The sequence below is a fragment of the Natrialba sp. PRR66 genome (assembly GCF_034808065.1).
In the GTDB taxonomy this organism is placed as follows: Archaea; Halobacteriota; Halobacteria; order Halobacteriales; family Natrialbaceae; genus Natrialba; species Natrialba aegyptia.
On sequence record NZ_JAXHGN010000001.1, the window covers coordinates 457,491 to 483,384 of the forward strand.

The 25,894-nt window shown below is 62.1% G+C and carries 21 protein-coding genes; 9 read left to right on the forward strand and 12 right to left on the reverse strand.

The annotated features are described in order from the left end of the window. Window positions 1-145: 145 nt before the first annotated feature. Together SM755_RS02155 and SM755_RS02160 are read right to left on the reverse strand one after the other, a co-directional pair. Window positions 146-535: a Zn-ribbon domain-containing OB-fold protein gene (locus tag SM755_RS02155; protein WP_323171248.1), complete on the reverse strand. Its 390-nt coding sequence runs from the start codon at window positions 533-535 to the stop codon at window positions 146-148. Continuing rightward, window positions 532-1,698: a beta-ketoacyl synthase N-terminal-like domain-containing protein gene (locus tag SM755_RS02160; RefSeq protein ID WP_323171249.1), complete on the reverse strand. Its 1,167-nt coding sequence runs from the start codon at window positions 1,696-1,698 to the stop codon at window positions 532-534. Before SM755_RS02160 ends, SM755_RS02155 begins: the two co-directional genes overlap by 4 nt. A 147-nt stretch (window positions 1,699-1,845) precedes the next feature. On the opposite strand from SM755_RS02160, the gene SM755_RS02165 reads away from it, so the two are divergent. Next, window positions 1,846-2,979, forward strand: coding sequence for a M42 family metallopeptidase (locus SM755_RS02165; protein WP_323171250.1), 1,134 nt, complete (start codon window positions 1,846-1,848; stop codon window positions 2,977-2,979). A 29-nt stretch (window positions 2,980-3,008) separates the two neighbouring features. On the opposite strand, the gene trkA is transcribed toward SM755_RS02165, so the two are convergent. Together trkA and SM755_RS02175 are read right to left on the reverse strand one after the other, a co-directional pair. Next, on the reverse strand, window positions 3,009-4,346 hold the full coding sequence (gene trkA / locus SM755_RS02170; protein ID WP_323171251.1) for a Trk system potassium transporter TrkA: 1,338 nt from the start codon (window positions 4,344-4,346) through the stop codon (window positions 3,009-3,011). 239 nt (window positions 4,347-4,585) lie between these two features. Continuing rightward, window positions 4,586-5,107: an SRPBCC family protein gene (locus tag SM755_RS02175; protein ID WP_006664379.1), complete on the reverse strand. Its 522-nt coding sequence runs from the start codon at window positions 5,105-5,107 to the stop codon at window positions 4,586-4,588. A gap of 171 nt (window positions 5,108-5,278) precedes the next feature. Here SM755_RS02175 and SM755_RS02180 point away from each other — a divergent pair, with 171 nt between their 5' ends. From SM755_RS02180 to SM755_RS02195, 4 genes are all read left to right on the forward strand, one after another. Beyond that, the gene (locus SM755_RS02180; RefSeq protein ID WP_323171252.1) at window positions 5,279-6,016 is read left to right on the forward strand and encodes an NAD(P)/FAD-dependent oxidoreductase; all 738 of its coding nucleotides are present in this window, start codon (window positions 5,279-5,281) and stop codon (window positions 6,014-6,016) included. A gap of 104 nt (window positions 6,017-6,120) precedes the next feature. Continuing rightward, window positions 6,121-8,343: an IucA/IucC family protein gene (locus SM755_RS02185; protein ID WP_323171253.1), complete on the forward strand. Its 2,223-nt coding sequence runs from the start codon at window positions 6,121-6,123 to the stop codon at window positions 8,341-8,343. Between the two features lie 66 nt (window positions 8,344-8,409). Continuing rightward, window positions 8,410-9,594, forward strand: a complete 1,185-nt coding sequence (gene coaBC / locus SM755_RS02190) for a bifunctional phosphopantothenoylcysteine decarboxylase/phosphopantothenate--cysteine ligase CoaBC (protein WP_323171254.1) — start codon at window positions 8,410-8,412, stop codon at window positions 9,592-9,594. Between the two features lie 111 nt (window positions 9,595-9,705). Next, window positions 9,706-10,479, forward strand: coding sequence for a hypothetical protein (locus SM755_RS02195; RefSeq protein WP_323171255.1), 774 nt, complete (start codon window positions 9,706-9,708; stop codon window positions 10,477-10,479). An 89-nt stretch (window positions 10,480-10,568) separates the two neighbouring features. Here SM755_RS02195 and SM755_RS02200 read toward each other — a convergent pair whose 3' ends face one another. After that, complete coding sequence (locus tag SM755_RS02200) at window positions 10,569-11,408, reverse strand: aldo/keto reductase (protein ID WP_323171256.1); 840 nt, start codon at window positions 11,406-11,408, stop codon at window positions 10,569-10,571. A gap of 392 nt (window positions 11,409-11,800) precedes the next feature. On the opposite strand from SM755_RS02200, the gene hpt reads away from it, so the two are divergent. Beyond that, window positions 11,801-12,370: a hypoxanthine/guanine phosphoribosyltransferase gene (gene hpt, locus SM755_RS02205; RefSeq protein WP_006664373.1), complete on the forward strand. Its 570-nt coding sequence runs from the start codon at window positions 11,801-11,803 to the stop codon at window positions 12,368-12,370. A 144-nt stretch (window positions 12,371-12,514) separates the two neighbouring features. Here the strand turns inward: hpt and SM755_RS02210 are convergent, their stop codons facing one another. The 7 genes from SM755_RS02210 to SM755_RS02240 form a co-directional block, all read right to left on the reverse strand. Continuing rightward, window positions 12,515-13,027 (reverse strand): hypothetical protein, encoded by a 513-nt coding sequence (locus SM755_RS02210; protein WP_323171257.1) that lies wholly within the window; start codon window positions 13,025-13,027, stop codon window positions 12,515-12,517. Window positions 13,028-13,205: 178 nt separating this feature from the next. After that, entirely contained in the window at window positions 13,206-13,601 is a 396-nt protein-coding gene (locus SM755_RS02215; RefSeq protein ID WP_323171870.1) for a hypothetical protein, read from the reverse strand. Between the two features lie 137 nt (window positions 13,602-13,738). Next, entirely contained in the window at window positions 13,739-15,151 is a 1,413-nt protein-coding gene (locus tag SM755_RS02220) for an ABC transporter ATP-binding protein (RefSeq protein WP_323171258.1), read from the reverse strand. Next, window positions 15,148-16,638: an oligopeptide/dipeptide ABC transporter ATP-binding protein gene (locus SM755_RS02225; protein WP_323171871.1), complete on the reverse strand. Its 1,491-nt coding sequence runs from the start codon at window positions 16,636-16,638 to the stop codon at window positions 15,148-15,150. Before SM755_RS02225 ends, SM755_RS02220 begins: the two co-directional genes overlap by 4 nt. A gap of 5 nt (window positions 16,639-16,643) precedes the next feature. After that, window positions 16,644-18,359, reverse strand: coding sequence for an ABC transporter permease (locus SM755_RS02230; RefSeq protein ID WP_323171259.1), 1,716 nt, complete (start codon window positions 18,357-18,359; stop codon window positions 16,644-16,646). Next, window positions 18,360-19,424, reverse strand: coding sequence for an ABC transporter permease (locus tag SM755_RS02235; RefSeq protein WP_323171260.1), 1,065 nt, complete (start codon window positions 19,422-19,424; stop codon window positions 18,360-18,362). It lies immediately after the preceding gene. Between the two features lie 151 nt (window positions 19,425-19,575). Continuing rightward, window positions 19,576-21,345 carry an ABC transporter substrate-binding protein gene (locus SM755_RS02240; RefSeq protein ID WP_323171261.1) on the reverse strand — a complete coding sequence of 590 codons (1,770 nt, stop codon included), beginning with the start codon at window positions 21,343-21,345 and terminating at the stop codon, window positions 19,576-19,578. A 454-nt stretch (window positions 21,346-21,799) separates the two neighbouring features. On the opposite strand from SM755_RS02240, the gene SM755_RS02245 reads away from it, so the two are divergent. The 3 genes from SM755_RS02245 to SM755_RS02255 all read left to right on the forward strand — a co-directional run bounded on the left by SM755_RS02245 (window position 21,800) and on the right by SM755_RS02255 (window position 25,794). Continuing rightward, entirely contained in the window at window positions 21,800-23,566 is a 1,767-nt protein-coding gene (locus tag SM755_RS02245) for an ABC transporter substrate-binding protein (RefSeq protein WP_323171262.1), read from the forward strand. Between the two features lie 78 nt (window positions 23,567-23,644). Continuing rightward, a complete protein-coding gene (locus tag SM755_RS02250) occupies window positions 23,645-24,613 on the forward strand; it encodes an ABC transporter permease (protein ID WP_323171263.1) in 969 nt (322 codons plus the stop codon). Then, window positions 24,613-25,794, forward strand: a complete 1,182-nt coding sequence (locus SM755_RS02255) for an ABC transporter permease (RefSeq protein WP_323171264.1) — start codon at window positions 24,613-24,615, stop codon at window positions 25,792-25,794. Before SM755_RS02250 ends, SM755_RS02255 begins: the two co-directional genes overlap by 1 nt. The last annotated feature ends 100 nt before the right edge of the window (window positions 25,795-25,894 follow it).

A 25,894-nucleotide genomic window follows, 5' to 3' on the forward strand; every position in this document is an offset into this window, starting at 1 on the left:
CCTGCCTACAATGTGCGACCGGCGTGCTCGGATCGAAGAACGCTACCACGGCGGCGCTCGGGCTCAGACGGACTGCTGTACCGATTGCCTGGCGAGCGTTGCAGACGGTCGCGGGTGCGCCGGCACTGACCGACAGCCGTCCATCTCAGACCGTCTTGAATCCGAGCACCCGTTCCCCCGTCGTTTCCGAACTCGTGACGTCGAGTTCGACGGGCAGGCCGGTATCGACCGCGTCGGGATCGAGATCGACGACCTGACCGGTCACGCGGATGGGACCGAAGTCGGCGATCGCGGTCGCGTAGGGGGCATCGTCCTCGAAGGCGGGCGTCGGAACGTGCGTAACGGTGAACGTCTCGATCTCGCCCGTTTCCGGAAGCGATCGCTCGTCGAGTTCAGTCGCGCCACAGGCCGGACAGAGTCGACGCGGGGGGAGGGAGGTGTGGCCGGCCGGGCATTCGAGGTAGTAGGCGTCCCCAGTTTCGGCGGCGTCGAGCCAGTCGTCGAAGCCGGCGTCGCGGGCGGATTCGTCGCTCATTTTGCCACCTCCAGGACGTGGACGGTGGCGCTGGCGACCGTTCCACCCGCGTTGTGGGCGACGCCAGTTGTCGCGTCGGCGACGTGCTCGCTATTCGGATGCGTGCCAGCGAGGAGTTTCGACACTTCGGCGATCTGTGACGCGCCGGTCGCGCCGACCGGGTGTCCCTTCGCCTTCAGCCCGCCCGAGAGGTTGATCGGCGTGTCGCCGTCAGCGGTCGTCCGGCCGTCGCGGGCGGCCGTAATGCCCTCGCCGACGGGTTCGAGATCCAGCGCTTCGAGCGCGAGCACCTCGGCGATCGTAAAGCAGTCGTGGACCTCCGCAACGTCTACGTCACCCGCGCCGATTCCGGCGTCTGTGTAGGCCGCTTCCCCGGCCTCGCGGGCGGCCGGCGAGCGAGCGAGGAACTCGCGGTCGTGCAGCGCCATCCGGTCGCCGCCCTGGCCAGTGCCCGTAATCGCGACCGGCGCGTCGATGTCGTGTTCCTCGGCGTACGCCTCGCTCGTCAACACTAGCGCGGACGCCCCGTCCGAAAGCGGACAGGCATCGTAGAGGCTGAGTGGACTCGACACCGTTGGCGCGTCGAGCGCCTCCGCCACTTCGATCGACTTCTGATACTGGGCCTTCTCGTTAGTCAGGGCGTTCTCGTGGTTCTTGACGGCGACGTGAGCCAGGTCCTCGCGGCCGCCGCCGAACTCGTCGAAGTACGCCTTGGCCATCAGCGCGTACGCGCCGGGGAAGGTCATCCCCGCGCGCACCTCCCAGAGTTCGTCGGCCGCGATGGCGAGCGCTTCGGTCGCGCCGGCGGTCCCGAGGTTGGTCATGCGCTCGGCACCGCCGACGAGGACCACGTCGTGTTCGCCGTTGCGAACGCGCATGACGGCGTCCCGAACGGCCATTCCGCTCGACGCGCAAGCCGATTCGTAGCGGGTGGCCGGTGCCCGAACGCCGGCGGCTTCGGCCATCAGCGGCCCCTGGTGACCCTGGTGTTCGGAGAGTTCACCCATGAAGTTGCCGTAGAGCACGGCTTCGACATCCTCCCGGGAGACGCCGCTGTCCGCGAAGGCGGCGCTGCTCGCTTCGGCAAAGAGATCCCTGGTCGTCCGTTCGGGCGCGTTTCCAAACGGGGTCAACCCCGTTCCTGCGACGCGTACGCCAGTCATGTACACTCGTACTTCGTGGACCCGTTAATACTCCGCGGTTGCCGACGAGTCCATCAGGAAAGTTAATTCGGAATGCGAGTGAAAAACCGCCGCCCGAGTACGGGCGGTTTCCGCGCGTTTATACCCACCTCGAACACAGTAGTGTGTATGAGTGACACGGAACGATCGCTTCCGTTCGAGTTCGACCTGTTGACCGACCTGACCGAGACGAGCGGCGTCCCCGGCTACGAGGACCGCGTTCGCGAATTGGTCGTCAACGAGTTCGACTCGTTCGCCGACCGCATCCAAACTGATGCGATGGGAAACGTCGTCGCCACGCTGGAGGGCGAATCCGAGTATTCGGTCGCCGTCGCCGCGCACATGGACGAGATCGGGTTTATGGTTCGGCACGTGCGAAGCGCCGGCCGGACGGGAAACGGGGCGAACGGCGATAGCAACGGCGGCGAGGACGGAGGCGGCTTCGGCTTTCTCGAACTCGAACCGCTCGGCGGCTGGGACGCGCGCGTTCTCAAGGCCCAGCGCGTGACCGTCCACACCGACGACGGTGACCTGCCGGGCGTTATCGGCTCCCCGCCGCCGCACACGCTCGACGAAGACGAACGCGAGCGGACACCCGACGTTTCGGACCTCTACGTCGACACCGGCCTCCCCTCCGACGAACTCGCAGAGCGCGTCTCGCCGGGCGATCTCGTCACGATGGACCAATCCACCGAGCGCCTCGGCGAGACGATCACCGGCAAAGCCCTCGACGACCGCATCTGCCTGTTCGCGATGCTCTCGGCCGCCCGCCGGCTCGCGGACGCTGATCTCGACGCGACGATCCACTTCTGTGCCACCGTTCAGGAGGAAGTCGGCCTGCGCGGCGCTCACGCCCTCGGCGTCGACGTCGACCCGGACCTCGCCATCGCACTCGATGTGACCGTCGCCAACGACGTTCCCGGCTTCGGCGGCGGCGAGCGCGTCACCGAACTCGGCGAGGGTGCCGCGATCAAACTCAAAGACTCGAGCGTCATCACGAACGCGAAGGTCCACCGCCGCCTCCAGGCCGTCGCCGACGAGGCGGGAATCGACTCGCAGGTGGAAATTCTGCCCGCCGGGGGCACCGACACGGCCGGGTTCCAGCACACGGCCGGGGCGAAACCCGTCGGCGCGATTTCGATCCCGACGCGGTATCTCCACACCGTCACGGAGACCGCCCACGTCGACGACGTGGCGGCGACGATCGACCTCCTCGAAGCGTTCCTCGCCAGCGAGGACGGCGAGCACGACTACACGCTGTAACCGCCGACAGCCCTCTCCACCGCTCGTACTCACAACGCCGCCGCAACCACGTCGATAACGGGTGTCTCGGCGAAAACAACGACGTGGTCGCCGCGTTGGACCCGCGTCTCGCCGCGAGGCGTAATCAACTCCCCATCCCGCGTAATCGCCCCGACCACGACCCCATCCGGGAGTTCAGCGATCGCCTCGCGGATCGGCGTGTCCACCAGCAGGCTCTCGTCGTCGACCTCGAACTCGAGCACCTCCGCGCGGTCGTGTTCTAGTATTGCGAGGTTCTCGGTCCGTTGTTCCCGGGTGAACCGGGTGATCTCCTCGGCCGTCACCCACCGTGGGTTGACCGCAACGTCGATGCCGACCGTCTCGAAGAGGTCGACGTACTCGCCGTACTCCACGACGCCGAGCGTCCGTTCGACGCCGATCCGTTTCGCCAGCAGGGAGACGAGCAAGTTCTTCTCGTCGCTATCGAGCGCCGCGATAACGATGTCCGACTCGCCGACGTGCTCGCGGACGAGAAAGTCGATATCCGTCGCATCGCTCTCGAGAACGAGCGTCTTCGGCAACTGCTCGGCGAGTTCACGCGCGCGATCCGGGTCGCGTTCGACGAGTCGCGATTCGAGGCCGTGCTCCTCGAAGAGTCGCGCCGTCTGATAGCCGATCTCGCTCCCGCCGACGATGACGATCTCGTCGGCTTCCTCGAGCGTCGGCAGCGGCGACAGTGTGCCGGCGAACTCGCGAGTGTTTTCGACGGAGCCGATGACGACGAGTTCGTCGCCGGCCTCGATGACGGTCTCGCCGGTCGGGACGACGACATCGTCGTCCCGGATGAGTGCGGCGAACGTTAACGATTCGAATCGGTCGGCGTCGGCGACGGTTTTGCCGGCGACCGGGCTGTCCGAGCTGATTTCGAACTCGGCCATGCGAACGAGTCCGTTCGCGAAACTGTCGACGTCACGCGCGCCCGGCAGGTTGACGATATCGACGATCGTCTCGGCCGTGTGAAGATCGGTACTCACCATGACGTCGACGCCGAACGCGCCGTCCGAGCGTTCCCAGGTGCGAAGGAGGTCCGTCTTTTTCACGCGCGCGATCGTGAACGGGTCGTCGACGGTTTTGGCCGCGCCGCAGACGACGATGTTCGTCGCGTCGTCGTCGGTGCTTGCGACGACCAGATCGGCTTCGTCGATGCCGGCTTCGTCGAGCATCTGTCCGGACGTGCCGTCTCCTTCGATGGCCATCACGTCGTGTTCGTAGGTGATCGAGTCGACGCGGCGCTCGTCGCGGTCGACGACGACGACCTCGTGATCCTGGTCGAGACTGTCCGCGATGTGGGTGCCGACCTCGCCGGCACCGACGACGATGACGCGCATTGCGAATCACCGGCCGCCGCCGTCGGCGGTTGGGCTCACCGTGCTCCGGTATCGGTGCCGGTCACGAGGACAGCGGGTTCCAGTTCGTCGGGAGACGCCAGCCTGTTCCATACGCCACGTACGCGGGCACGGCCTAAGAATTGTCTGCCAGCAGACGTGACCGTGGCCGGACCAGCCAGCCATAGCGGAGAGGAGAGTAGCCGTTTCGAACCGGGCACCGTCGGTCCACGGATCGCGGATCAGGGTAACTCGTGAACGGTTAATTCTACGTCGCGGGGACGGCCCTCGATGTCTTCCACGAGTCGGCTGACGACGCCTTTGGCCTCGCTCAGGAGTCGCGGCTTGACCTTCCCGATCACCCAGTCGAGCGAGACGAACCGGGGCAGCGAAATCGCGTTCTCGTCCGCGGAGTGGGGATCGTACACCGCCTCGAAGTAGATCCGGCTCGCGGTCTCTTCTTCCGGCGGAGCGGCGTCGGGTTCCGGTTCGATCCGCCACTCGCCGCGCGCGTCGAGGTTGTTCCGTAACTCCCACGTGAGCGATTCGGGCGGCGTAATCGACGTCACCTCCGATCGGGCCGTATAGCTGAGTTTCCACCAGGCGAGTCGGAGATCGTAGACCGAGCCGACACCGCCGTCGCCGTGGACGCGAACGTCCGTCAAGTGCTCCGTATAGCGCGGATAGTCGGTAAACGACCGCACGTACGGAAAGACCTCCTCCGGCGAACGATAAGCAACGGTACTGAGGAGAATTCTGTCCACGGCGGCAGTATGTCGGGCCCGCCCGTAAGGATTCTCATTGCTGTAGCCCGGCACTCCGCTCCTCCTCCGGTTTCGCCGCCATACCCATCCACGCACCGACACCTGCCCGCTTGCTGCTCGTCTTCCGCCGCCGAGAACAACCTCTATAGCCGTGCCGGACAACGACCATCCATGCACGATCTCTGTATCGTCGGCGGCGGCGTCGCCGGCCTCGCCACGTCGATTTTCACCGCGCGCGCAGGACTTGACACGCTCGTCATCGATGGCGGCGAATCCATCCTCGCACGCAACGCCAGCCTCGAGAACTACCCCGGCTTCCCGAACGGCGTCGACGCCCGCCGATACCTGCAACTGGCCCGCGAACAGGCGCGAAACGCCGGTGCAACGTTCGAACTCGGGCGGGTGACGAGGACCGAACGCCGAGACGACGACGATCCCGACGCGGGATTTGTCCTCGAAACCGACGGCGGCGACCCGATCGAGGCGCGCCGGATCGTCGCGGCCTCGTGGTCCGACAGCGAATATCTCGTCCCGCTGGATGTCGGCCGGACACAACGCGGCAGCAAACACTTCGTTTCCGTCGATGAAGCGGGGCGAACGGCTGTCGACGGCGTCTACGCGGCCGGCCGACTCGCGGGCGAACCCCACCAGACGATCGTCGCAGCGGGCCACGGCGCGAAGGTTGGCCTCGCCGTGATCCACGACTCTGACGTCAACTTCTATCACGACTGGGTCGCCCCGGAGGGCTACTTCACCGGCCGCGGCCGCGACGTGCCGCCGGGGTGCGAGGAGATCGACGACGACGAACGGCGCGCACGCGACGAGCGCGCACGCGAGACGATGCGCGACGCCTTCGCAGAACCGCTTGACGACCAGCCGACGATGCACCCCAGCGTCGAACGGGACTGACTCCACCTGAACTCGAGTTCAGGTGCACCGACTGCAGCGAGTGCCGGTCCCCCATCAAGTTATCACGATCTCCGTGGGAGTGCAGATACCGTCGTGATGCGAGTATGACCCGGTCGAACCAGCGCGACTGCACGCCGCTTCGCCTTCGAACGAGCGCGGAACGGAACGCGTTCGGGGCGGCGGTATGCTATTTGAACGGCCGCGGCAACGGCGGCGATAGGGGCTGTGACGGTGGTGAGACCGGCGGTGGAAACCGCGCCGTCTCCGCCGAGGAGACGTTCCTCGAGGCGATCGAGTTCGCCCGGCGCGAGATTCTCCACCGGTTCGTCCACGGGGTGCTCCGCGGGCGACCTGCCGGCGTTCCAACTGCGCGGGTCGTGGAGCGCGAGTCGCTCGCTATCCCGGACACAGAGGTGTTTGAACGCACTGCGTTCGATGGGACGCAACTGCTCGAAGCAGTCACACCGCTTCCGACGACATGCCGGCAACTCGCGCTGCTTCCGTTTCCGGCTTCGGAGACGGTTCTGGTCGCCCCGATCGCACGCCGACACGGGTACGACCGCTACCGACTCGTCGGCCCGGTGTCCCGGCTGTCGACGGCTCGCTCGTCGGAATCCGTAGCGAACGCCCGCCCCCCATCCGTGACGCGGGTTTCGAGGCCGGGTGAACTCGTTTCGCTGCTCGAACGCGAGGGCGGGTTTTCCGACGCCGCACAGGCGGATCGAATCCGGGAGGAAATCGCCGAAAGCGTTGCGAACCTCGCGCTCGCACGACTCGCCAGGGGCGTTCACACGCGAGCGGTCGAGACGGCGGCGGAGACAGCAGAAACGGCAGCTGACTCCCCCTTGGCTCCGATCGAGACGGGTATCGACGCCGCCGATGACGCCGCCGCTTTCGAGCGGATCGTTACTGACGGTCACCCGTTCCATCCGGCCGGGAAGCTTCGCCGCGGGATGACCGCTGCGGACGGACTCGCGTACGCACCCGAGTTCACCGACCGAGTCGACCTGCGGTTCGTCGCCATCGAACGGGACGCCACGCTCGAAACACGGGCAAGGGGTGCGGATGGCGAGAGTCTGACCGCTCGCCTGTTCAGGCTGTTCGACGGGCTCGAGGCGTCGCTCGAGCGAGCGATTCCCGGGTCGGCCGATGCAGCCGCGTACGCCGTCGTTCCGGTCCACCCGTTCCAGTACCATCGCACGGTTCCGGAGCGCTACGCGCGACAGTGTTCGTCCGGGCGGATCGTCCCGATACCCGAGTGCAGCCGACCGGCGACGCCCCAACTCAATCTCCGGACGGTGGTCCCGTTCGAGAGCGAGCGAACGGCTGACGGGCCGCTTTCGCACCTCAAACTCGCGATCGATGTCCAGACGACGAACGTCGTTCGGACACTGTCCCCACAGGCCGTCGCGAACGGCCCGCGAGTGACTGCCCTCGTGCGGGAGATTACAGAGCACGGGTCGTTCGAGTCGCTGGGCATCGTTCCGGAACCGGCAGCGACGTGTTACTACCCGCCCGGCGGTTCGCAGCCCTACACGGCCGGCGACGAGTTCGACGACGCCCGTCACCTCTCGGCACTGGTTCGGACCAATCCACTTGCACACCCGCTGGTCGCGGGCGCGGACGACGCGATTCCAGTGGTGGCGTCGAGCCTGCTCGCCGAGTCGCCTGCGACGGGGCGGCCACTCGTCTGCGACCTCATCGAGCGCTACGCGACGGTGACGGAGACGACGACCGTTTCCGAGGCGGCGCTCGCGTTCGTCGACGCGTACGCCGGTGTCGTCGTTCCCGAGCAGCTACGCCTGTTAACGACGTACGGCGTCGCCCTCGAGAGCCACCTCCAGAACAGTCTCGTCGTCTTCGATCGCGAGCGCGCGCGTCCGATCGGCACGCTCGTCCGCGACCTCGGCGGGATCCGCGTGCACGGCGGCCGCCTCGGCGAGCACGGACTCTCGTTTACACCGTACCCCGACTCGGACCTCGACGCCGACGGCGAGCGCGACCTCTATCGGAAACTGTACTACGCACTCTTTCAGAACCACCTCGCTGAACTCGTCGCGACGATCGCCGCCGAAACGGCCGTCGACGAGCGGGCGTGCTGGGCCCGGATTCGGGCGCATTGCGAACGGGCGTTCGAGCAGGTCCGCGCCGAGACGGCGGTCCCCGACGCCCGCGTTCGTCGCGACGAGCGCGCGCTGTTTGCGGAGCGGGCGACTCACAAGGCCCTGACCGCGATGCGATTACGCGGCAAGCGCCACGAGTACGTGACCAGTGAGGTATCGAATCCGCTGACGCCAGCGGGGCGAGCGGTGATCGACCCCACCTGAGCGGGCCGTTGGCTACCGGGTAGCGCCTCGCTACCCTTAACACACTGCCGGGAGAATACCGGACGAATGCTCGAAGGCGTCAACGTCGCGCTCGGGGTGACGGGTTCGATCGCGGCCGTCAAGACGGTCGAACTGGCCCACGAACTGCGACGACGAGGGGCCACAGTCCGCGGCGTAATGAGCGACAGCGCACAGGGGATCATCCACCCCTGGGCGCTCGAGTTCGCGACCGACACCGAGGTCGTCACGGAGATTACGGGTAGCGTCGAACACGTCGAACTCTGCGGAAACGACGGCTGGGCGGATGTCTTCCTGATCGCGCCAGCGACGGCCAATACGGTCGGCAAAATCGCAGGTGCGATCGACGATACGCCCGTGACGACGTGTGCGACGACTGCACTCGGAGCCGGAACCCCGATCGTGATCGCACCGGCGATGCACAAGCCGATGTACGACCACCCCGGCGTACTCGAGGCCATCGAGACCGTCGAGGACTGGGGCGTCGAGTTCGTCGACCCGCGAATCGAGGAGGGAAAAGCGAAGATCGCGACCGAGGAGGCGATCGTCTGTGAGACCGCCCGCGCGGCCGGCGACCGTCCGCTTGCGGACCAGCACGTCGTCATTACGAGCGGCGCGACGACCGAAGCCATCGATCCCGTGCGCGTCCTCACGAACCGATCGTCGGGGAAGATGGGCCGCGCCGTCGCCGCCGCCTGCTACGTTCGCGGTGCCGACGTGACGCTCGTCCACGACGGGGAATCCGTCCCCTACGCCGATGTCCGAAGCGTCGAAAGCGCCACGGAGATGCTCGAAACCACGCGAGACGTCTGCGCCGGCGGGTCCGGAGCCACCGCCGATGCCCTCGTCTCGGCCGCCGCCATCGGCGACTATACCGTCGAAACCAGTCCGGAGAAGATCCGCTCCGGACAGGATCTCACGCTCGATCTCGAACCCACCCCGAAGCTCATCGACGACCTTCGCGAGGCGTTCCCCGACCTGCCCATCGTCGGGTTCAAGACCGAAACGTCGGGTGACGACGCGAAGATGATCGATCAAGCCCGAGAGATGCTCGCGCGCGCTGAACTCGCGTTCGTCGTCGCGAACGATGCGAGCGTAATGGGTGCAGAGCAGACGCGCGCATTACTCGTTCACGCAACGGATGTCGCCCAGTTCGAGGGGCCGAAAGCGGCGCTAGGTGGGGAAATTGCGGATTCGATCGCGGCAGTGCTGGACAACGAGTCAACCGATTGATGCATGCAAAGTGGGGCAGGAAAGTTATATAGGTGGCGTTCATCCCACTGAACTAACGCATTCAGTCTCGATTGAATGCTCGCGGATTTGAGTGGATAGAGGTGATTCGGAGTGGTCCAGCAACAACGGGATGATCGTATCGAACGCGGGTCGAAGGGTGGGGGAGCCGAGCGTGAACGTGACAATAAAGCAGAGGGGTCTGGAGCGCGCGATGACTCGACATCCGATGGAACGGAAACGAAAACGGAAACGGGCGCTGCGGCGAACTCGACACGACGGAACGGGTCCGGGGACGCGTCTGCGTCCGACTCGGCTGCGGGCGCTGACGCTGAGCTGGACCCCCTCTCGAAAGGCGAAGTCTTCGAAGTCCTGCGCAATCAGCGCCGGCGCTACGTCCTCCACTTTCTGAAACAGGATGGCCGGCCCGTTGAACTCGGCGACCTCGCACAGCAACTCGCGGCGTGGGAGTACGAGACCACCCTCGACGGCGTTACGTCCGCACAGCGAAAGCGCGTCTATACCACGCTTCAGCAGACGCATCTCCCGAAAATGGACGAAGTCGGCATTCTCCAGTTCGACTCCGATCGCGGCGTTATCCGGGCGACCGACCGGACCCGAGATATCAGCGTCTATCTCGAAATCGTTCCCGGTCACGAGTTCGCCTGGCGGGAACTGTACCTGTCGCTGGGTGCGATCGGGTCGGCACTGGTCGCCGCGCTCTGGCTCGGAATCTATCCGCTCACGATGTTGTCGGATCTGTCCTGGCTCGCACTCGTCTCGATAACGGTGACGGTAACGGCGGTCGTCCACATCTACCACGAGCGACATATGCGCCTCGGCCGCGGTGAGCAGCCGCCCGAACTCAGTTACGGGCCGGGAGAGTAACGACGGCGGCGGGGAGACGTGAACCGACCAGCCCGAACCCACACGCGACTGAACTCGTCGTCCCACTGGCACAACGAGTACGGGTGAGCTTACTCGGCGATTCCGTAGGTGTCGTCGGTCCAGTCGCGCGTCGGAAGATCGTACACCGGCTGGTGGTGGTCGATCGCGTCGAGGCGATTGTGGTCTTCTTCGTCGAGTGTCCAGTCGAACAGGTCCAGATTCGAACGGACGTGTTCGGGCGACGTAGACTTCGGCAGTACGACGATTTCGTTTTCGACGGCCCACTTGAGGACGATCTGGGCCGGCGATCGGTCGTACGCCGCCGCGATGTCCTGAACGGTTTCGTCGGCGAAGACGTCCGTTCGACCGAAGGGTGCAGCGGCCTCGATGACGGTTTCGGTTCCGCGGCAGTACTCGAGGAGCGCATCCTGCGTGTTCCAGGGGTGATACTCGACCTGGTTGACGGCGATCGGCACATCCGCGATATGGCGTGCACAACTGAGTTGGTACGCGTCGAAGTTCGACACGCCGATATTTCGAACCATTCCCTCGTCGTGAAGCGTCGCCATCGCGTCCAGGGTCTCGCGAAGCGAAATCGCCGGGTTGGGCCAGTGAATGAGGTACAGGTCCAGATACTCGGTTCCCAGCCGCTCTAGGGACGCCTCGCAGGAGGCGATCACCGACTCGTAGTCGAGGTTTTTCGGGAGGACTTTCGACGTGAGAAACACGTCTTCGCGGTCGTACTCGGATAGTACGTCGCCGATTTCGCGTTCGTTCCGATATCCCTCGGCGGTATCGATGTGACCGTAGCCAGCGTCTAAACCGGCTCGAACCGACTCGCGGACGGTGTCACCGTCGATATTCCAGGTCCCGATACCAACCAGCGGCAGTTCGTCGCCACTCGGAAGCGTCGTTGTCGGTGGACTCATCGGACGATGTTCACCGCAGCACGGCAAAACGATTCGGTTCGTCCACAGCCTTGCCATGAGTCGCGGTCGTCCGGTCGCTGTTCGTCTCGGCACTTCTCAGGACGGAGTGGCACTTTCCCACATGGGGTTGACAACAGCTATAGTAGCCACTGCGAGTTACTGCACACCTGATCGCACGACGGCTATGGGGACGGTGTGTAATCGTTGCACCATCACTATAGTTACACATCTGTTTCGACGGTTACGTGAGACGAACACGGTTCGACACCGGCATCACAACATGATTCAGCGACACACAGATACGTCCACCGACAGTTCTCACTCCCCTGATACACCACCACACTCCTCGAACGTATCGTCAACTTTTACTCCGCGTCCGTCCCACCCACGACATGGATCAGTTACAGCAGTCACTCCTCGACGCGCCGATCATCGAAAAGAACGGCTATCACTACTTCGTCCATCCCATCAGCGACGGCGTCCCCAAACTCGACCCCACACTCCTCCGAGAAATCGTCATCCGAATCATCCGCAAAGCCGAACTCGAAGAGGTCGATCGGATCGTTACCCCCGCTGCGATGGGTATCCACATCTCCACCGCCGTCTCGCTGATGACCGATATTCCGCTGACCGTGATCCGAAAGCGTCAGTACGGCCTCGACGACGAGGTCGCCATCTCCCAGAAAACCGGCTACTCGGAGAACGAGATGTACATCAACGACGTTCGCGAGGGTGAACACGTCCTCGTCCTCGACGACGTTCTCTCGACCGGCGGCACGCTCGCCTCCGTCCTCGAAGCACTCGACGAAATCGGTGCAGAAGTCGTCGACACCGTCGCCGTCATCAAGAAGGTCGGCGGCGAGAACAAAGTCGACGACGCCGGCTATACCGTCAAGACGCTGATCAACGTCGATGTCGTCGACGGCGAGGTCGTCATCGTCGACGAAGACGGCGACTTCTAGTCCGTTCTACGTCGCTTGTCGATCGAGTGGCTGTCTACCTGAACGCGGAAGTCACACCGCCGTCGAGACGAGTGCAGCCGGCTGTCACTGGCGATTCTCAACTCGGTGCTCTCACGTGCTACTATCGACGCCGACACTCCCCGATCACGGTACCAGCGGGGCGTACTCATCGTGTTTGAACGAGCCGAGTACCGTCTTATCGAGCGTCCTCACGTGTGTATAGAGTTCACCTTCCTCGTTAGCAGCGGCGACCATACCCGGAACGTGGCGGCGTTCGTACTGTCCCGCAAGCAAGATTGCAGTCTCGCTTTCGGGATCGAGGAGTTCGACCACGAGGAAGACGGCACCATCGACTTCGTTTCGGTAGGCTTCGTACCGCGGGAACTCGCCGCGTTCGAAGGCGTTCGTGAACGAGTCTGCGTGGTTGTCCGCGATAACAAAGAAGAGCCCATATCGATCGTCGTGTTTCTTGCCAGCGTCCCGGCTGACTGCTGCGGTTTGGAGGGCCGGGATGGCGACGGTGTCCCAGCCGTTTTCCTGCCGCTGTTGTTCGAGAGCAGACAGGTCTTCGGTGGTCTGTACCCAGGCGTTCTTGATCGCAGTCCCGCTGACCGGCTCTCGCTGCTGAGTGAACTCGTCATCCCCGATTTGTGTCATACACCTCGTTGGGCACAGCAGTGGGATAACTCTTTTCACGCCTACACACCGCCCTCTGGTTTTTCTGACGGTATCGTAGTGCTCTTTCTGAGGGTGGCTCCGCTCAATGAGACAATGCGCTCGAGAGACAGCGGATCAAGACCGACACGGGGTCAGGCGGGGACGAGCGAGTGGCCGGTCAGATACCGAACACCGCCTCCATCAGATAGGAGATCAGTAAAACTGCGAGGCTCCCGAAGAAAAGTTTCCCGGCTGGATTGATCCGGTCCTCCGGCGGCGGTTCTTGGAACCACCGCTTCGGTGGAAGGGATGCGACGAGTGCCTGAAACCGCGTCTGATCCGCCGTTTCCGGAATCGAATCACCAGAAACACCGGAGAGAGCCGCGTCGTCCTCGAGATCGGATGGCGACCGGGGCCACAGCCGAGCCGTGGTATATCCGAGGAGAATGAAGCCCACGAAGAACAATACGAGTTTCGCCCGTGAGAGGCCACCACCGGTTATCAGCCCCAAGACGACGGCGCAGATCGTGCTGATCGCGGCGACTGCGCCGGCATACGTCAGCGCATCGATCAAGACGAGAAGCCGAGTTCGGTGCTGTGATTGGGATTGAGACTGTGACTGACGATCCGAGTTCATGTGAGATGGTCGAGAGGCGTCTTGTAATCGTACTACAGCGACAGCTGTGAAACTGCCGCTACGGAGCCACGACGTTACCGATGACGATCATCGAGAACGTGCTCCGGTTTTCGGTAGTCGGCATCGGAATCGTGGCGGTGACAGAGGCTCCGACGGCCGGATGGACTGACAACGTGGTAGTCGGGTTCGACCGGCTCTTCTGCGTCCGCGTCGTTCGCCTCGTCGGCACCGTCAGGCACGTGGCCCTCGCAGATGCTGCCGAACTCCGCACCGAGCAGGTCGAGCGCTGCCTGTTCGTTGCCACCGCGGGCGAGTTCAGCGGCCTCGTCGAGAACCTCTTCGACGGCCGGCGGCACCACCTGATCGTCGAACAGTTCGGCGTAGATTTCGTCGATCGTCCCGAAGTGGGGCTCCTTGCCAAGCAGCTCTCTGATGCGGTCGGTGACCGACTTTTCCGTGCGATCCCGCTCGCGAAGGACTTCTCGAAGCGTATCGAGTTGGTGCCAGAGTTCGTTGTCGAGGTCCTGGTACTCCGGCGGTCGGATACGGGCCGGACAGCGAGTGCTGAACGGGCATCCAGACGGCGGGAATCGCGGACTCGGCGGCGTTCCCTGAAGCGTGATCCGGTCCTTGTGGGCGGTCGGATCGGGCTCCGGAATCGCCGAGAGCAGCGAGTGCGTGTAGGGATTTGCCGGATTGGAGAACAGTTCCTCCGTCGGTCCGATCTCCATGATGTTCCCGAGATACATGACCGCAACCCGGTCACAGATGTGGCGCACGACCGAGAGGTCGTGGGCAATAAAGAGGTAGGTCAGCCCGAACTCCTCTTGCAAGTCCTCGAGCAGGTTGATTACCTCTGCCTGGACCGAGACGTCCAGCGCGGAGACCGGTTCGTCCAGCACGATGAACTCGGGCTCGAGTGTCAGCGTGCGTGCAATACCGATCCGCTGACGCTGTCCGCCGGAGAACTGGTGTGGGTACCGGTAGTAGTGTTCTCGCTGGAGGCCGACGGTATCGAGTAGTTCCTTGACGTGCTGGCGGCGCTCCCGCGGCGTCTTCCAGCTGTGAACGTCGAGCGGTTCGCGGACGATCTCGCCGATCGTCATCCGGTCGTTGAGACTGGAGTCCGGATCCTGGAACACCATCTGTGCGTTGCGCCGCCAGTCTTTGAGGTCGGCTCCCGACAGCGTCGTGATGTCCGTCCCGTCGAAGCGGATTTCGCCGCCGGTCGCGGATTCGAGCTGGATGAGCGTTCGCCCGAGCGTACTCTTCCCGCAGCCGGATTCGCCGACCAGCCCGAGCGTTTCGCCGCGTTTGATGTCGAAACTGACACCGTCGACGGCCTTGACTGGGGTCCCGCCGAGTAGCCCATCGCCTTCGTAGTAAGTTCGTAGGTCGCGGACCTCGACCATGACATCCGAATCCTGGCGTGAGTCCGTGTCTACGTCCGCTTCTGCCGTACCCGTCTCGAGGGCGTTTTGACTCATCGGTCATCACCTCGTGGCGTCTCGGTTTCTGTGTCGGTCGCAGCGTCGGCACTCCCGCCCGTCGCCTCCACCTCGCCAGCCCCCTGGTCCGGGGTCCGACCGGACGGATGCGCAGCCGCCGTATACTCGTCGACGTACAGGAGACAGGCAGTCGTATGCGCCGCCTGCTCGTCCTCGGGATGTCCATCGCCGACGGGAACCGTCTCGGGATGAACGGCCTCACAGTCGCCGAAGGCCTTCGGACAGCGAGGGGCAAACCGGCAGTACGTCGCGGGTTCGTTCGGCGTTGGTACGTTCCCCTCGATCGTCTGCAGGCGCTCTCCCTGCTGTCGCCCCGGAATGGACTCGAGCAGCCCCTGCGTGTAGGGGTGTTTCGGATCGCCGAACAGCGAATGGACGCCGGCCGTTTCGACGATTTCGCCTGCGTACATGACGTTCACGCGATCCGTCACCTCCGCGATCACACCCATGTCGTGGGTGATAAACAGGATTCCGAGGTCGCGTTCGTGCTGGAGTTCCTTGAGCAAGTCGAGAATCTGGGCCTGGATCGTCACGTCCAGTGCCGTCGTCGGCTCGTCACAGATCAGTACCTCCGGATCGCACGCAAGCGCCATCGCGATGACCGCACGCTGGCGCATCCCGCCGGAGAACTGGTGGGGATACTCGGTCACGCGCCGTCGCGCGTCCGGAATCCCGACCGCCTCGAGCAACTCGATCGCCTCCTCCGTTGCCGCCTGCCCGGAGAGATCCTGGTGGAGCCGCAGCGTTTCCTCGAGTTGGTTCCCGACCGTATAGACCGGGTTCAGACTCGTCAGCGGATCCTGGAACACCATCGCAATCCGGCCGCCACGCATCTTCCGCTGAATCTCGCCGGTACACCGCGTGAGTTCGACGAACCCGCCCGTAATCGACTCGGGGTCGTCGGCACCGCCGTCGCGGACAAAGACGCACTCGTCCGCGCCGATGAACTCGAGCGTGTCACCGTAGGCACCGACGAAGTCCTCGAGTGTCGCCTCCTCGCGGTCGTCGTAGCCGAACGTCGACGGCGTCGCGTCGATTTCGGGGTGGTCGAACAGCGAGGCCGGGTCGTGTTCGGCCTCGAGTTCATCGAGGCTGACGGTTCGGCCGGCGAACGTGGTGGCGAACGATCGAAGTGTTGGGACGTGCTGGAAGCGGATACTGCTGCCTTCCAGTATGTGTCCGGGGGAATCGACGAGACCCATAATCGAGCGGGCGGTGACGCTTTTCCCGGACCCGCTCTCGCCGACGACGCCGACGGTTTCGCCGGGTCGGATGTCGAAGTCGACGCCGTCGACAGCCCGGATGACCTCCTTGTCGGTGAAGAAGGAGGTCTGGAGGTTTCTAACGGTGATGATTGGGTCGTTCCGGTCACCGGGTGTCGTCGCGGCGTTCGACGCTGCCGTCGCGGTTGTGTCTGCTGTCGACGATGCTGTTGACGGAGTACCCGATGGAGCGTTAGATTCCATTGCCATTATCCACCACCCCCGGTAGCGGCAGCAGCGGCATTTCCATCGCCGCTATCACTCTCTGGGTCGATTGCGTCGCGGATGCCGTCACCGAGCGCGTTGAATCCGGTCACCAGGAAGACGACCAGGAGACCGGGGATCGTGGCGACGTGCCACGAGGGGGACGAAACGTACGCCTGTCCCTGCTGGACGGCTCGCCCCCACTCGGGTGTGGGTGCTTGAACCCCGAACCCGAGGAACGAGAGGGCGGCAACACCGATGATGACGCCACCGAGCGAGAGCGAGGCATAGATGAGCATGTAACCGGCGATGTACGGCGACATGTGTTTTCGCATGGTTTCTGCCGGACTCTGCCCGTAGCTCTTTGCGGCGTCGATCCACTCCTGTTCTGATACCTGGAGTGCGGGTCCGCGGACCGCTCGCCACAGCCCGGGCCAGCTCGTTACAGCGAAGATCAGTGCGAGGAGTAATCCCCCGTCGTAAATCTCCGCGATCGGATGGTTTGCTTTCGTGAATAGTACTGAGAGTAACAGTACTAACAGAAGCCGTGGCAAGGACGTTATTGAGTCGCTGACGACGACCGTCAACAAATCAGTGACGCCCTTGTAGTATGCTGTGATGAGCGCCATAACTGTCGCAACTACTGCCATAAGAACCGTTGCGAGGAGTCCGATCACAAGCGAGACTTGCGCGCCGTAAGCCAGGAAGGTAAACAGATCCTTCCCGTCTGTGTTTGTCCCGAAGGGATGGAAGCGGTTGTAGTCGTCGTAGCTCATCAGCCCGACGTTCGAGTTTTTCTCTGATCGACTCTGCATGTTTGCATCGCCGTGGGTTATCGATTGAAGCCCATCGTCACCCTGGTACTGGATTTCGTGTTGGTATGGGCTGTAGAGATTCTCCTCCGCTGTGACCGGGCTGAGGGCAGGGGCCCAAAGCGCCATCACGACGAACATGAACACGACGACGAAGCCGAAGACTCCCCAGTAATGATTCCGAAAGCGATTGATGCTGTCATCACGGGGTGTCCAGTCCGCATTGCGGTAGTGTTCTCGGAAGATTTCGTAGCCCTTCCAGAGCCAGGCGAGCCAGGTCAGAGCGTACGCGTAGACGACGAGCACGCGAAGCGCCCACGCCCATGCAGGCGAGAGGCCAAGGAACGTCCCTTCCCAACTTCCGTCCGACAGCTGGTAACCCTGATTCGGAATGATCTCTCGACTCGTAATCGTCGTCAGCGACCCGACTGCTTCGATACCGCGCGTAAGGACACCGATGAGCATCTCGAAGAGCCCGCCGGCGGGTGTCCAGACGAGCGCAGCGGCAACGATCGCAAGCAGCCCGGTCACGAGCAGCCGTTCGAGGATATCTTCACGACCCGTACTCACGTCGATTCCAAGTCGGTCGACGAGCGACCACGGGATGAACAGCCACTTGACGACGATGGCGACGATTCCCAGCAGGACGAACGCCGTGATGACGAAGGCAGCGATGCCAGCACCGGTTCCGAATGAACTGCCAACAGATCCTCGTACTGAACTCGGGATCGTCACGATCATCTCGACCATAATTCCAACCGCGCCGCCGAGTCGAAGAACGCCGTCGGCGATCCGTCCTAGTTCGAGTGCAACCAGGACGAGTGCACCGACCAGCCAAAGCAAGGCCGGCCGCGGGTTCGCAGCGATACGCTCTCGAAGTGTCTTGTCGTCGAATTCGTTCATACTCATCTATTCGTACCCCACGCGTGGATCCAGAACCGTATAGAGGAAGTCCTGGAGGATGTTTACCGAGACGATCAGGAGGATGAAGACGAACATCAGCGATCCGACCAGCGGGAGATCACCCTGGATCGATGCCTGGTAGAACAGGTATCCGAGCCCGTTGATGCCGAAGATGTATTCGACGATGACCGAGCCGCCGATCAGGATGAACGCCTCGTTGGTGATGATCGGGACGAGCGGAACCAGTGCGTTCCGGAAGACGTGCTTCCAGACGATGGCCCGACTCCGAAGTCCCTTCGCCTTTGCAGTCTCGACGTAATTCGAGTTAATCGTCTCGAGAACGGCGGTGCGTCCGATTCGCATCTCGTTCCCCATCGCAGCCGAGCCCAGAACGATCGCAGGGGGCAGGATCTGTTTGATCGAAGCTGCGAGAGTTACTGGCGAAAAGTAGAATCCAATCGGGATGCTAACGATCCCGAGTGAAACCCAGTCGGTGACTGCGATGAAATTGAGCGGCGGTTGTCCGATGATACCGGGAACGGTAACCCCGACGGTGTCCCAGTTAATTCCGAAGAAGAACTTCTCGGACTGGCGTAAGACGGCGAGGAAGATGATTGCGAGCCAGAAGTTCGGCATCGCACGCCAGACGATTCCGCCGAACGACGCGAGGTAATCTCCCCCAGTGTTTGGATTCAGCCCAGCATAGAAGCCAAGCGGAATCCCGACGAAAATCGCAATCAGGACTGACCAGAACCCGAGCCAGAGCGTCCGCGGAGCGTAGATGGTTAACAACTCACCAACGCTCGTATTCGGCTGGATGACCCAGGACTGACCCAGGTTGAGCGTCAGCATATCGACCATGAAGTCGATGTACTGCCGCCAGAGTGGTTCATTCAGACCGAGCCGCTGCTCGATCCGTGCGCGGTTCGCGGCCCCCCCTTCGGGACCAATAATAGCGGCAACGGGGTCGACCGGGCCCATTCGTACGAGGACGAACGTAATCGTGAGCCCGACGAAGACGACGGGGATCGACAGGAGCAGCCGACGGAAGAAGTACCGCCAGCGGCTCACGGGTGACCACCCGTCTGCAACATGTGCATCATGTGTCGTACTATAGATGGTTCGAGCATTCCTGGATTATAAACCTCCCTATTATCGTTGACAGCAATGACCACGGCCGGGTCAGGGAGCAACCCGAAGCCGCGTCACCGAATAGCAATCGTTACTCCAGCGTGACGCTGTTGTACCGCTGCTGGTAGTCCCCCATCGCGCCGAACGGTTCGATGTCGACGTGATCGTAAGCGAACTGTTCGCGGGTGTCGTGATACAGCGGCAGCATGATCGCATCGTCCCAAATTGCCTCTTCCATCTCGATGTAGGCCTCGTTACGCGCTTCCTGGCCTTCTTCCGGCTCGGGATTCGCTTCGACCTGTTCCCACGCTTCCTGGGCCTTTCTCGAAGCGTCCGAGTCCTCCGCGTGCCAGTCGAGATAGTAGCCGTTCGTTTCCGTCGGCATCCGTGAGGTATCGGTATTCTCCGGCTCGAAGCCGAACATCCCGTAGTCCGCTGCCGGCCAGCTCCAGGTCCATCCGAGCGAGAAGAAGTCGAGTTGCCCGTTTTCACCGCGCTCTTGCAGCGTCGAGAACGGCGTCTGTGTGAGTTGTATCGAGACACCGAGCCCGGCGAGCTTGTCACGAAGGGTTCGACCGGCTTTCTGGAACACTTCGCTCTCGTAGGTGGTTAGTGTCACCTCGAACGGATCGCCCTCGGTGTAACCGGCGTCTGCGAGGAGTTCCTCTGCAGTATCTCGCTGGCTCTCGTTCATCCCGTAGGGATAGTCCTGAATGAACTCTTCGCGGCGCTCGGCCCCGCCCGGGAACGCACCCGGTGGCGTGAACGTGTACGCCTCCTCACCGCGACCCGCGAAAATCTCCTGAACAAGTTCCTCGCGATTGAGAACGTATGCTATCGCCTGCCGAACTGGACGAGGGACCGCTGTCGCATTAAATGCGAAGTAGTACGTCGACAGTTGCGGGACGCCGACATAATTGAGTTCTTCGCCGTTTTCGAACGGACCATACGTTCCAATATCCCGCCCTTGATCATCCGTTTCAGCGTCGACCAGGTTCGGATCGTACTCGGGCGTTGGGATCCGGAAGAGATCCGCATTTTTGTTCGTCGCATACGTAAAGCGCGCGTTGTCCTCTTCAAGGATCTTCCAATGGACCCCCTCGATATTTGCGACACTCCCGTGGTAATCGTCGAATCTAGACACTTCCACTTCCGCGTTGGATTCCCAGGTTTCGAACTGGAACGGTCCGGTTCCAACCGGTTCAGAGGTGGAGAAATCACCTTGGTCGTACTCGCCGTCGTAGCCTTCGATGTCGCCGACAATTCCCTCTGGAATCGCAGCGAACGAGTCGTATGCGAGGAGTTCGAGCGCGTTGGGGTTCGGCGTCTCGAGTCGAATTTCTAACGTCCGGTCATCGACCGCTTCGACGCCGATCGAGTCCGCGACGAGTTCCTCGTCGCCGTCGGTCTCGTGCTCGACGTTGAGCATCGTTCCTTCGAGGAGGAAGTTTGCCCGCTCGCTGTATTCGGATTCGGCAAGTCGCCGGAACGCGAAAACGAAGTCGTCCGCGGTCAGTTCGCTCCCGTTGTGATACGTCGCCTCTTTCAGCGTGAACGTGTAGGTTAGTAGGTCGTCGGAGATGTCGACTTCCTCAGCGAGGAGGTTCTCGACGGTCGTTTCGCCGTTCTCGAAGTACGTCAATCCCTCGTAGATCTGCTTGATGACCTCACCCGAGGCCGTGTCCGTCGACTGGATCGGATCCAACGAAGTGACCGTCGAATTGATAGTGTTTAGCACATTCTCGCTGTCTCCCTCGTTGGGATTGTCACCGGAAATACATCCGGCAACGGTTGCCATCGCTGCACCTGCCCCGGCCGCCTTCAGGAACGTACGCCGGGATTTATCGATTTCATTCGCCATTTCGACTGACACCAGATGCTCATATGCCATAAAATTTTGTTTTGGATTCGGTGTGGTACCATTACGTGAACACAATTGTCCATTGATGTAGAATATTCAACGATGATTGTTCCCTAAATAAGGTCGTTCGACCGAGTTCACCCCCGAACTGGTGTGAATTAGCGGGTGAATATGACATGGGAACTGCTCGCGCGCACCTCGGTAAAATCTCCCCAATCCCACCGATATTCATTCACAATGTATTGTGTGTTTCTTCTCTCTTAAGAATATATTGTCCGATGTTCGTGATCTGTAATGAGGTATTTTAGGACGGATAGGCATCAAAAGCCGCTGTTTATAGTCACGGCAATATTATATTGAATAACAAATACTAACTTATTTATATCTGTGTTTGGTCCACAGTTACATGGTGGAGAATAACAACCGATACCGAAATGGTATCAATCGTCGCCGTATGTTGCAGGGCCTTACTGCAGCAGGCGTGATCGGAGCTGCCGGCTGTCTCGGTAGCGACAGCGGGGGAGGAAACGGATATGCTGCTGCAGACACGACGGATGCCGAATCGCTGAACTTCATTCAGGTGTCCGATCAGAACACCAGCGATCGCCTTGCGTTGACGATGGACAGTGCCTACACCATCACCAGCGATACCCAACTCTTTCCGCTCTGGTTGGATGTCGAGGACACCGGCGACTCGCAGGTGTACGTCGCGACCCTCCGGGACAACCTCCAGTGGGGCGGTGACTACGGTCAGATGACCGCCGAAGACTGGGTGTATCTGATCCAGGAAGTCCACCAGGGAACGGATAACTGGGCGCTCTCCGAGGCCGCCGGCAACTGGGCAGGGGTCACCGTCGAACAGACCGGCGAACTCGAGTTCCAGATCGAACTCGAACGTCCGAACGCCGACTGGCCGTTCGAGCCGGTCCTCTGGGGGTCGTACTGTCTGCCGAAAGGGCTCCTCGAACCATACGTCGACGAGCAGGACGGAGAGGGTCTCGATCAGGACGACGAGATTCAAGAACTCGCGTACACCGGGAATCTGGGTGCCTATACTTTCGAGCGCTGGGAGCGTGGCTCAGAGTTCACCGCGGTCAAAAACGACGATTACTACATGACCGAGCTCGACGCCGAGGACTTCCCTGATTACGTAAGCGAAGAGGAGATCGAAGCCTGGCAGACCGCGCCGAATTTCGAGCAGTACACCTGGCATACGATGAGCGAGGAAAGCCCTCGGATGACCGCCCTGGAACAGGGCGAAATCGACCAAACGAACGTCCCATCGACCCGCGTCGAACGGTTCGAGGGGCAGTCTGACGTCGAGATCATGGAAGTGCCGTACTCGTATCTGACGATTCTCGCGTACAACCAGCGGATGAACGGCTGGGAGGAACTACGCACGCGCGAAGTCCGTCAGGCATTGTCGATGGCCATCGACAAGGTCGAAATCACCGAAAATATTCTCCGCGGCTACGCCGAAACCGCTCATACGTTCCAGCCACACTGGTCCGAGTGGTACGACGAGTCGGAGGTCACTCAGTTCGGCGAGGGCGACAGCTACGACCGGGCCGGCGCTCGCGACCGCCTCGAAGCCAACCTGAGCTCGGACTACGGCTACGACGGCGATACCCTCGTCGGGCCCGACGGCGAGCAGGTCACGCTCACGCTGGTCTACTCCCGCGGCACCGAAGCCACGGAGACGACGGCCGAGTTCATGGGCGAGGAACTGTCCGCTCTCGGCATCAACATCGAGTTCGAGTCGGTTTCCTTCGACCAGCTGATTCCGAACTACGTGCAGAACTCGTGGCAGGGCACGGAGGACGAGCAGCCATGGACCGGCGGGCCGAACAACGACGGTCCGCGGGACAATTCCGCGAGTTCGGAGGACTGGGATCTGATGTACGGGATCAATTTCAACACGTATCCACGGACCCCGGCGGCGATCGATGCGTTCTGGACGGAACGGGCCCCAACGAACTACTACGGCTACGTTCCGGACGAAGATTTGGCATCGATGTTCGAGACCGTACGGACCTCGACGGACCAGGCAGAACGCGAGGCGACTATGGCCGAAATCTTCGGTATTTTGAGCGAGGATCAGCCGGTCAATTTCGTCTCGATGAGCGACGATATTATCGGCTACCGCAGCCGCGTTGACGGGCCCAGAGAGGAGTTCGGGCAGTCGTGGAACGATCGCACCTGGGCCTTCGACGAGGCGTAGAGTCCCACATCGTGATCGATATTTACCCTGTGATATGATCAGATTTGCATTCGACCCGCTCGGTGATGGCTCGTGAGTATGGCAACCTACATTCTGCGTCGCGTCGCGTGGGCAGTCGTCGCGTCGGTGATCGTCCTGACGCTAACGTTCTTGCTGCTTTACTTCACCCCGGACACGCAACTCGCTGAACTCCAGTTTCAGGCGGCACAGGCCGGGGACGATCCCGAGTCGATCGGTGCCGCGTACGAGAGCTACCACGGCTACGATCAGCCGATTCACGTCCAGTATATAGAGTACATGGGCAACATGCTCTCGCTCGACTGGGGATGGTCGGAAACGCGCTCGCAGCCGGTGACGACGGCGATAGCGGAGGCAATCCCGTACTCGATGATGTACGCCGTGCCGTCGGTTCTCATTTCGTCGGTGCTCGGGATTGCGATCGGCCTGTACTCCGCGACGAACCAGTACACACGCGGGGACTACGCAGCGACGTTCTTTGCCTTCTTCGGGCTGAGCATCCCGGACTTCTGGTTCGGGATCGTGCTCTTCGTACTCTTCAGCGGCATGTTGGGCTGGGTACCGATCATCTTCGATACGACGGCCGCGACGTTCTCGCTCGAAAACCTGGCACAGTTTATACTGCCGATCGTTGTCCTGACGTTGAGTTCGATCGCGAGTCTGATGCGGTACTCGCGGGCGGAGGCGCTCGAGTACGTCGAAGCCGAGTTCGTCAAGACGGCGAAGGCGAAGGGGGTTGGAGACTGGCGCGTGCTCACTCGCCATATTTTCCGGCCCGCGTCGGTGCCGATTGCGACGATCCTTGTCGGGGACTTGCTGGGGATCATCCTCGTCTCGTCGTACCTGATCGAGGTCGTCTTTGGCATTCCCGGACTGGGAACGCTGAGTTTCGAGGCGATTATGAATCAGGATACGTCGCTCGTGATGGGGACCGTGTTGCTGCCGGCGTTTCTGACGATTATCGGAAATCTGGCGCAGGATATCGCCTATACGATACTCGATCCGCGTATCGAGTACGGTGATTCCTGATGGCGGTCGATAACGAGCCGCGGGAAACGTTCGAGGATGTCGATTGGGACGATATCGACGAAACGACGCGAGCGTTCTCGCGCAAGACGATCGTCACAATCGGCGCATATCTGCTGTTCGCTGTCGGTCTCCTCTACGACTACGTCCTCAAGCCCCCCAGAGCCGACACGATCGAACCGCTCGGGATCAGCCTCCAGGCGCTCGACTGGCTGTACATTCTGACGCTGCTGACGATTCTCGTCGGCGTCGTCGTGCCGCTGTACGAGAACGGGCGCATGACGAGGTACTACTGGCAGCAGTTTCGAAAGAACAGGGCGGCGGTTGCCAGCCTCATCTATCTGGGCGTGATCTTTCTCATCGGCTCGATCGGACCGCGATTCCTCGAGCAGCCGACCGTCGATCCGAGCAACGCCTACCAGCCGCCGGTCTTTACGTCGGCCCCCAACTGGCTCCCCGTCGAGTGTGCTGGCGAGGTTGCCGGCGGGAGCTGTCACGGCACCTGGGCTCATCCGTTCGGAACGACCCACGAGGGCAAGGATATCCTCGTCTCGGTCATCTACGGCATGGAGGTCAGCATGCAAGTCGGCCTGATCGCCGCGCTGATCACGATTACCATCGCGGCTATCGTCGGCGTGAGCGCCGCCTACTTCGGCGGTTGGATCGACGCCGCCCTCATGCGATACGTCGACATCCAGATTACGTTCCCGACGTTCTTCCTGTACCTCATGATCGTCTATCTCTACGGTGGGAGTCTCTTCAGTATGATCGTCATCTTCGGGCTACTCGGATGGGGCGGCATCGCTCGCATCGTCCGCAGTGAGGCACTCCAACGCCGCGAGGAAGAATACGTCTTGGCGGCGAAAAACGCCGGCGCGAGCGGCTACTGGACGATGCGTCGTCACCTCCTGCCGAACGTCTCTAACAGCGTCATCACAGCCGTGACCCTCTTGATACCCAGCCTTATCCTCTTCGAGGCGAGTCTGGCGTTTCTCGGCCTCGGCGATCCGACGGTTCCCTCGTGGGGCGAAGTCATCGCCTCTGGGAGATCCGATCTACCGAACGCCTGGTGGGTCTCGACGATTCCCGGAATCTTCCTGTTCTTTACGATTCTCGCGTTCAACTTCGTCGGAGATGCACTCCGTGACGCGCTGGACCCACGAGCGAATGGTGGTGACAAATGACAATGGCCACAAACCGACCGGACAACGCGCCCCATCCGCCCCACACTGACCAGACGCCGTCGACACCGACTACCGACGGTTCCACAGCAACGAATCGTTC

Coding starts and splice junctions, on each gene's coding strand:
- SM755_RS02155 (WP_323171248.1), bottom strand. CDS start 535: ATGAGCGACGAATCCGCCCGCGACGCCGGCTTCGACGACTGGCTCGAC.
- SM755_RS02160 (WP_323171249.1), bottom strand. CDS start 1,698: ATGACTGGCGTACGCGTCGCAGGAACGGGGTTGACCCCGTTTGGAAAC.
- SM755_RS02165 (WP_323171250.1), top strand. CDS start 1,846: ATGAGTGACACGGAACGATCGCTTCCGTTCGAGTTCGACCTGTTGACC.
- trkA (WP_323171251.1), bottom strand. CDS start 4,346: ATGCGCGTCATCGTCGTCGGTGCCGGCGAGGTCGGCACCCACATCGCG.
- SM755_RS02180 (WP_323171252.1), top strand. CDS start 5,279: ATGCACGATCTCTGTATCGTCGGCGGCGGCGTCGCCGGCCTCGCCACG.
- SM755_RS02185 (WP_323171253.1), top strand. CDS start 6,121: ATGACCCGGTCGAACCAGCGCGACTGCACGCCGCTTCGCCTTCGAACG.
- coaBC (WP_323171254.1), top strand. CDS start 8,410: ATGCTCGAAGGCGTCAACGTCGCGCTCGGGGTGACGGGTTCGATCGCG.
- SM755_RS02200 (WP_323171256.1), bottom strand. CDS start 11,408: ATGAGTCCACCGACAACGACGCTTCCGAGTGGCGACGAACTGCCGCTG.
- hpt (WP_006664373.1), top strand. CDS start 11,801: ATGGATCAGTTACAGCAGTCACTCCTCGACGCGCCGATCATCGAAAAG.
- SM755_RS02210 (WP_323171257.1), bottom strand. CDS start 13,027: ATGACACAAATCGGGGATGACGAGTTCACTCAGCAGCGAGAGCCGGTC.
- SM755_RS02220 (WP_323171258.1), bottom strand. CDS start 15,151: ATGAGTCAAAACGCCCTCGAGACGGGTACGGCAGAAGCGGACGTAGAC.
- SM755_RS02225 (WP_323171871.1), bottom strand. CDS start 16,638: ATGGAATCTAACGCTCCATCGGGTACTCCGTCAACAGCATCGTCGACA.
- SM755_RS02230 (WP_323171259.1), bottom strand. CDS start 18,359: ATGAGTATGAACGAATTCGACGACAAGACACTTCGAGAGCGTATCGCT.
- SM755_RS02240 (WP_323171261.1), bottom strand. CDS start 21,345: ATGGCGAATGAAATCGATAAATCCCGGCGTACGTTCCTGAAGGCGGCC.
- SM755_RS02245 (WP_323171262.1), top strand. CDS start 21,800: ATGTTGCAGGGCCTTACTGCAGCAGGCGTGATCGGAGCTGCCGGCTGT.
- SM755_RS02250 (WP_323171263.1), top strand. CDS start 23,645: ATGGCAACCTACATTCTGCGTCGCGTCGCGTGGGCAGTCGTCGCGTCG.
- SM755_RS02255 (WP_323171264.1), top strand. CDS start 24,613: ATGGCGGTCGATAACGAGCCGCGGGAAACGTTCGAGGATGTCGATTGG.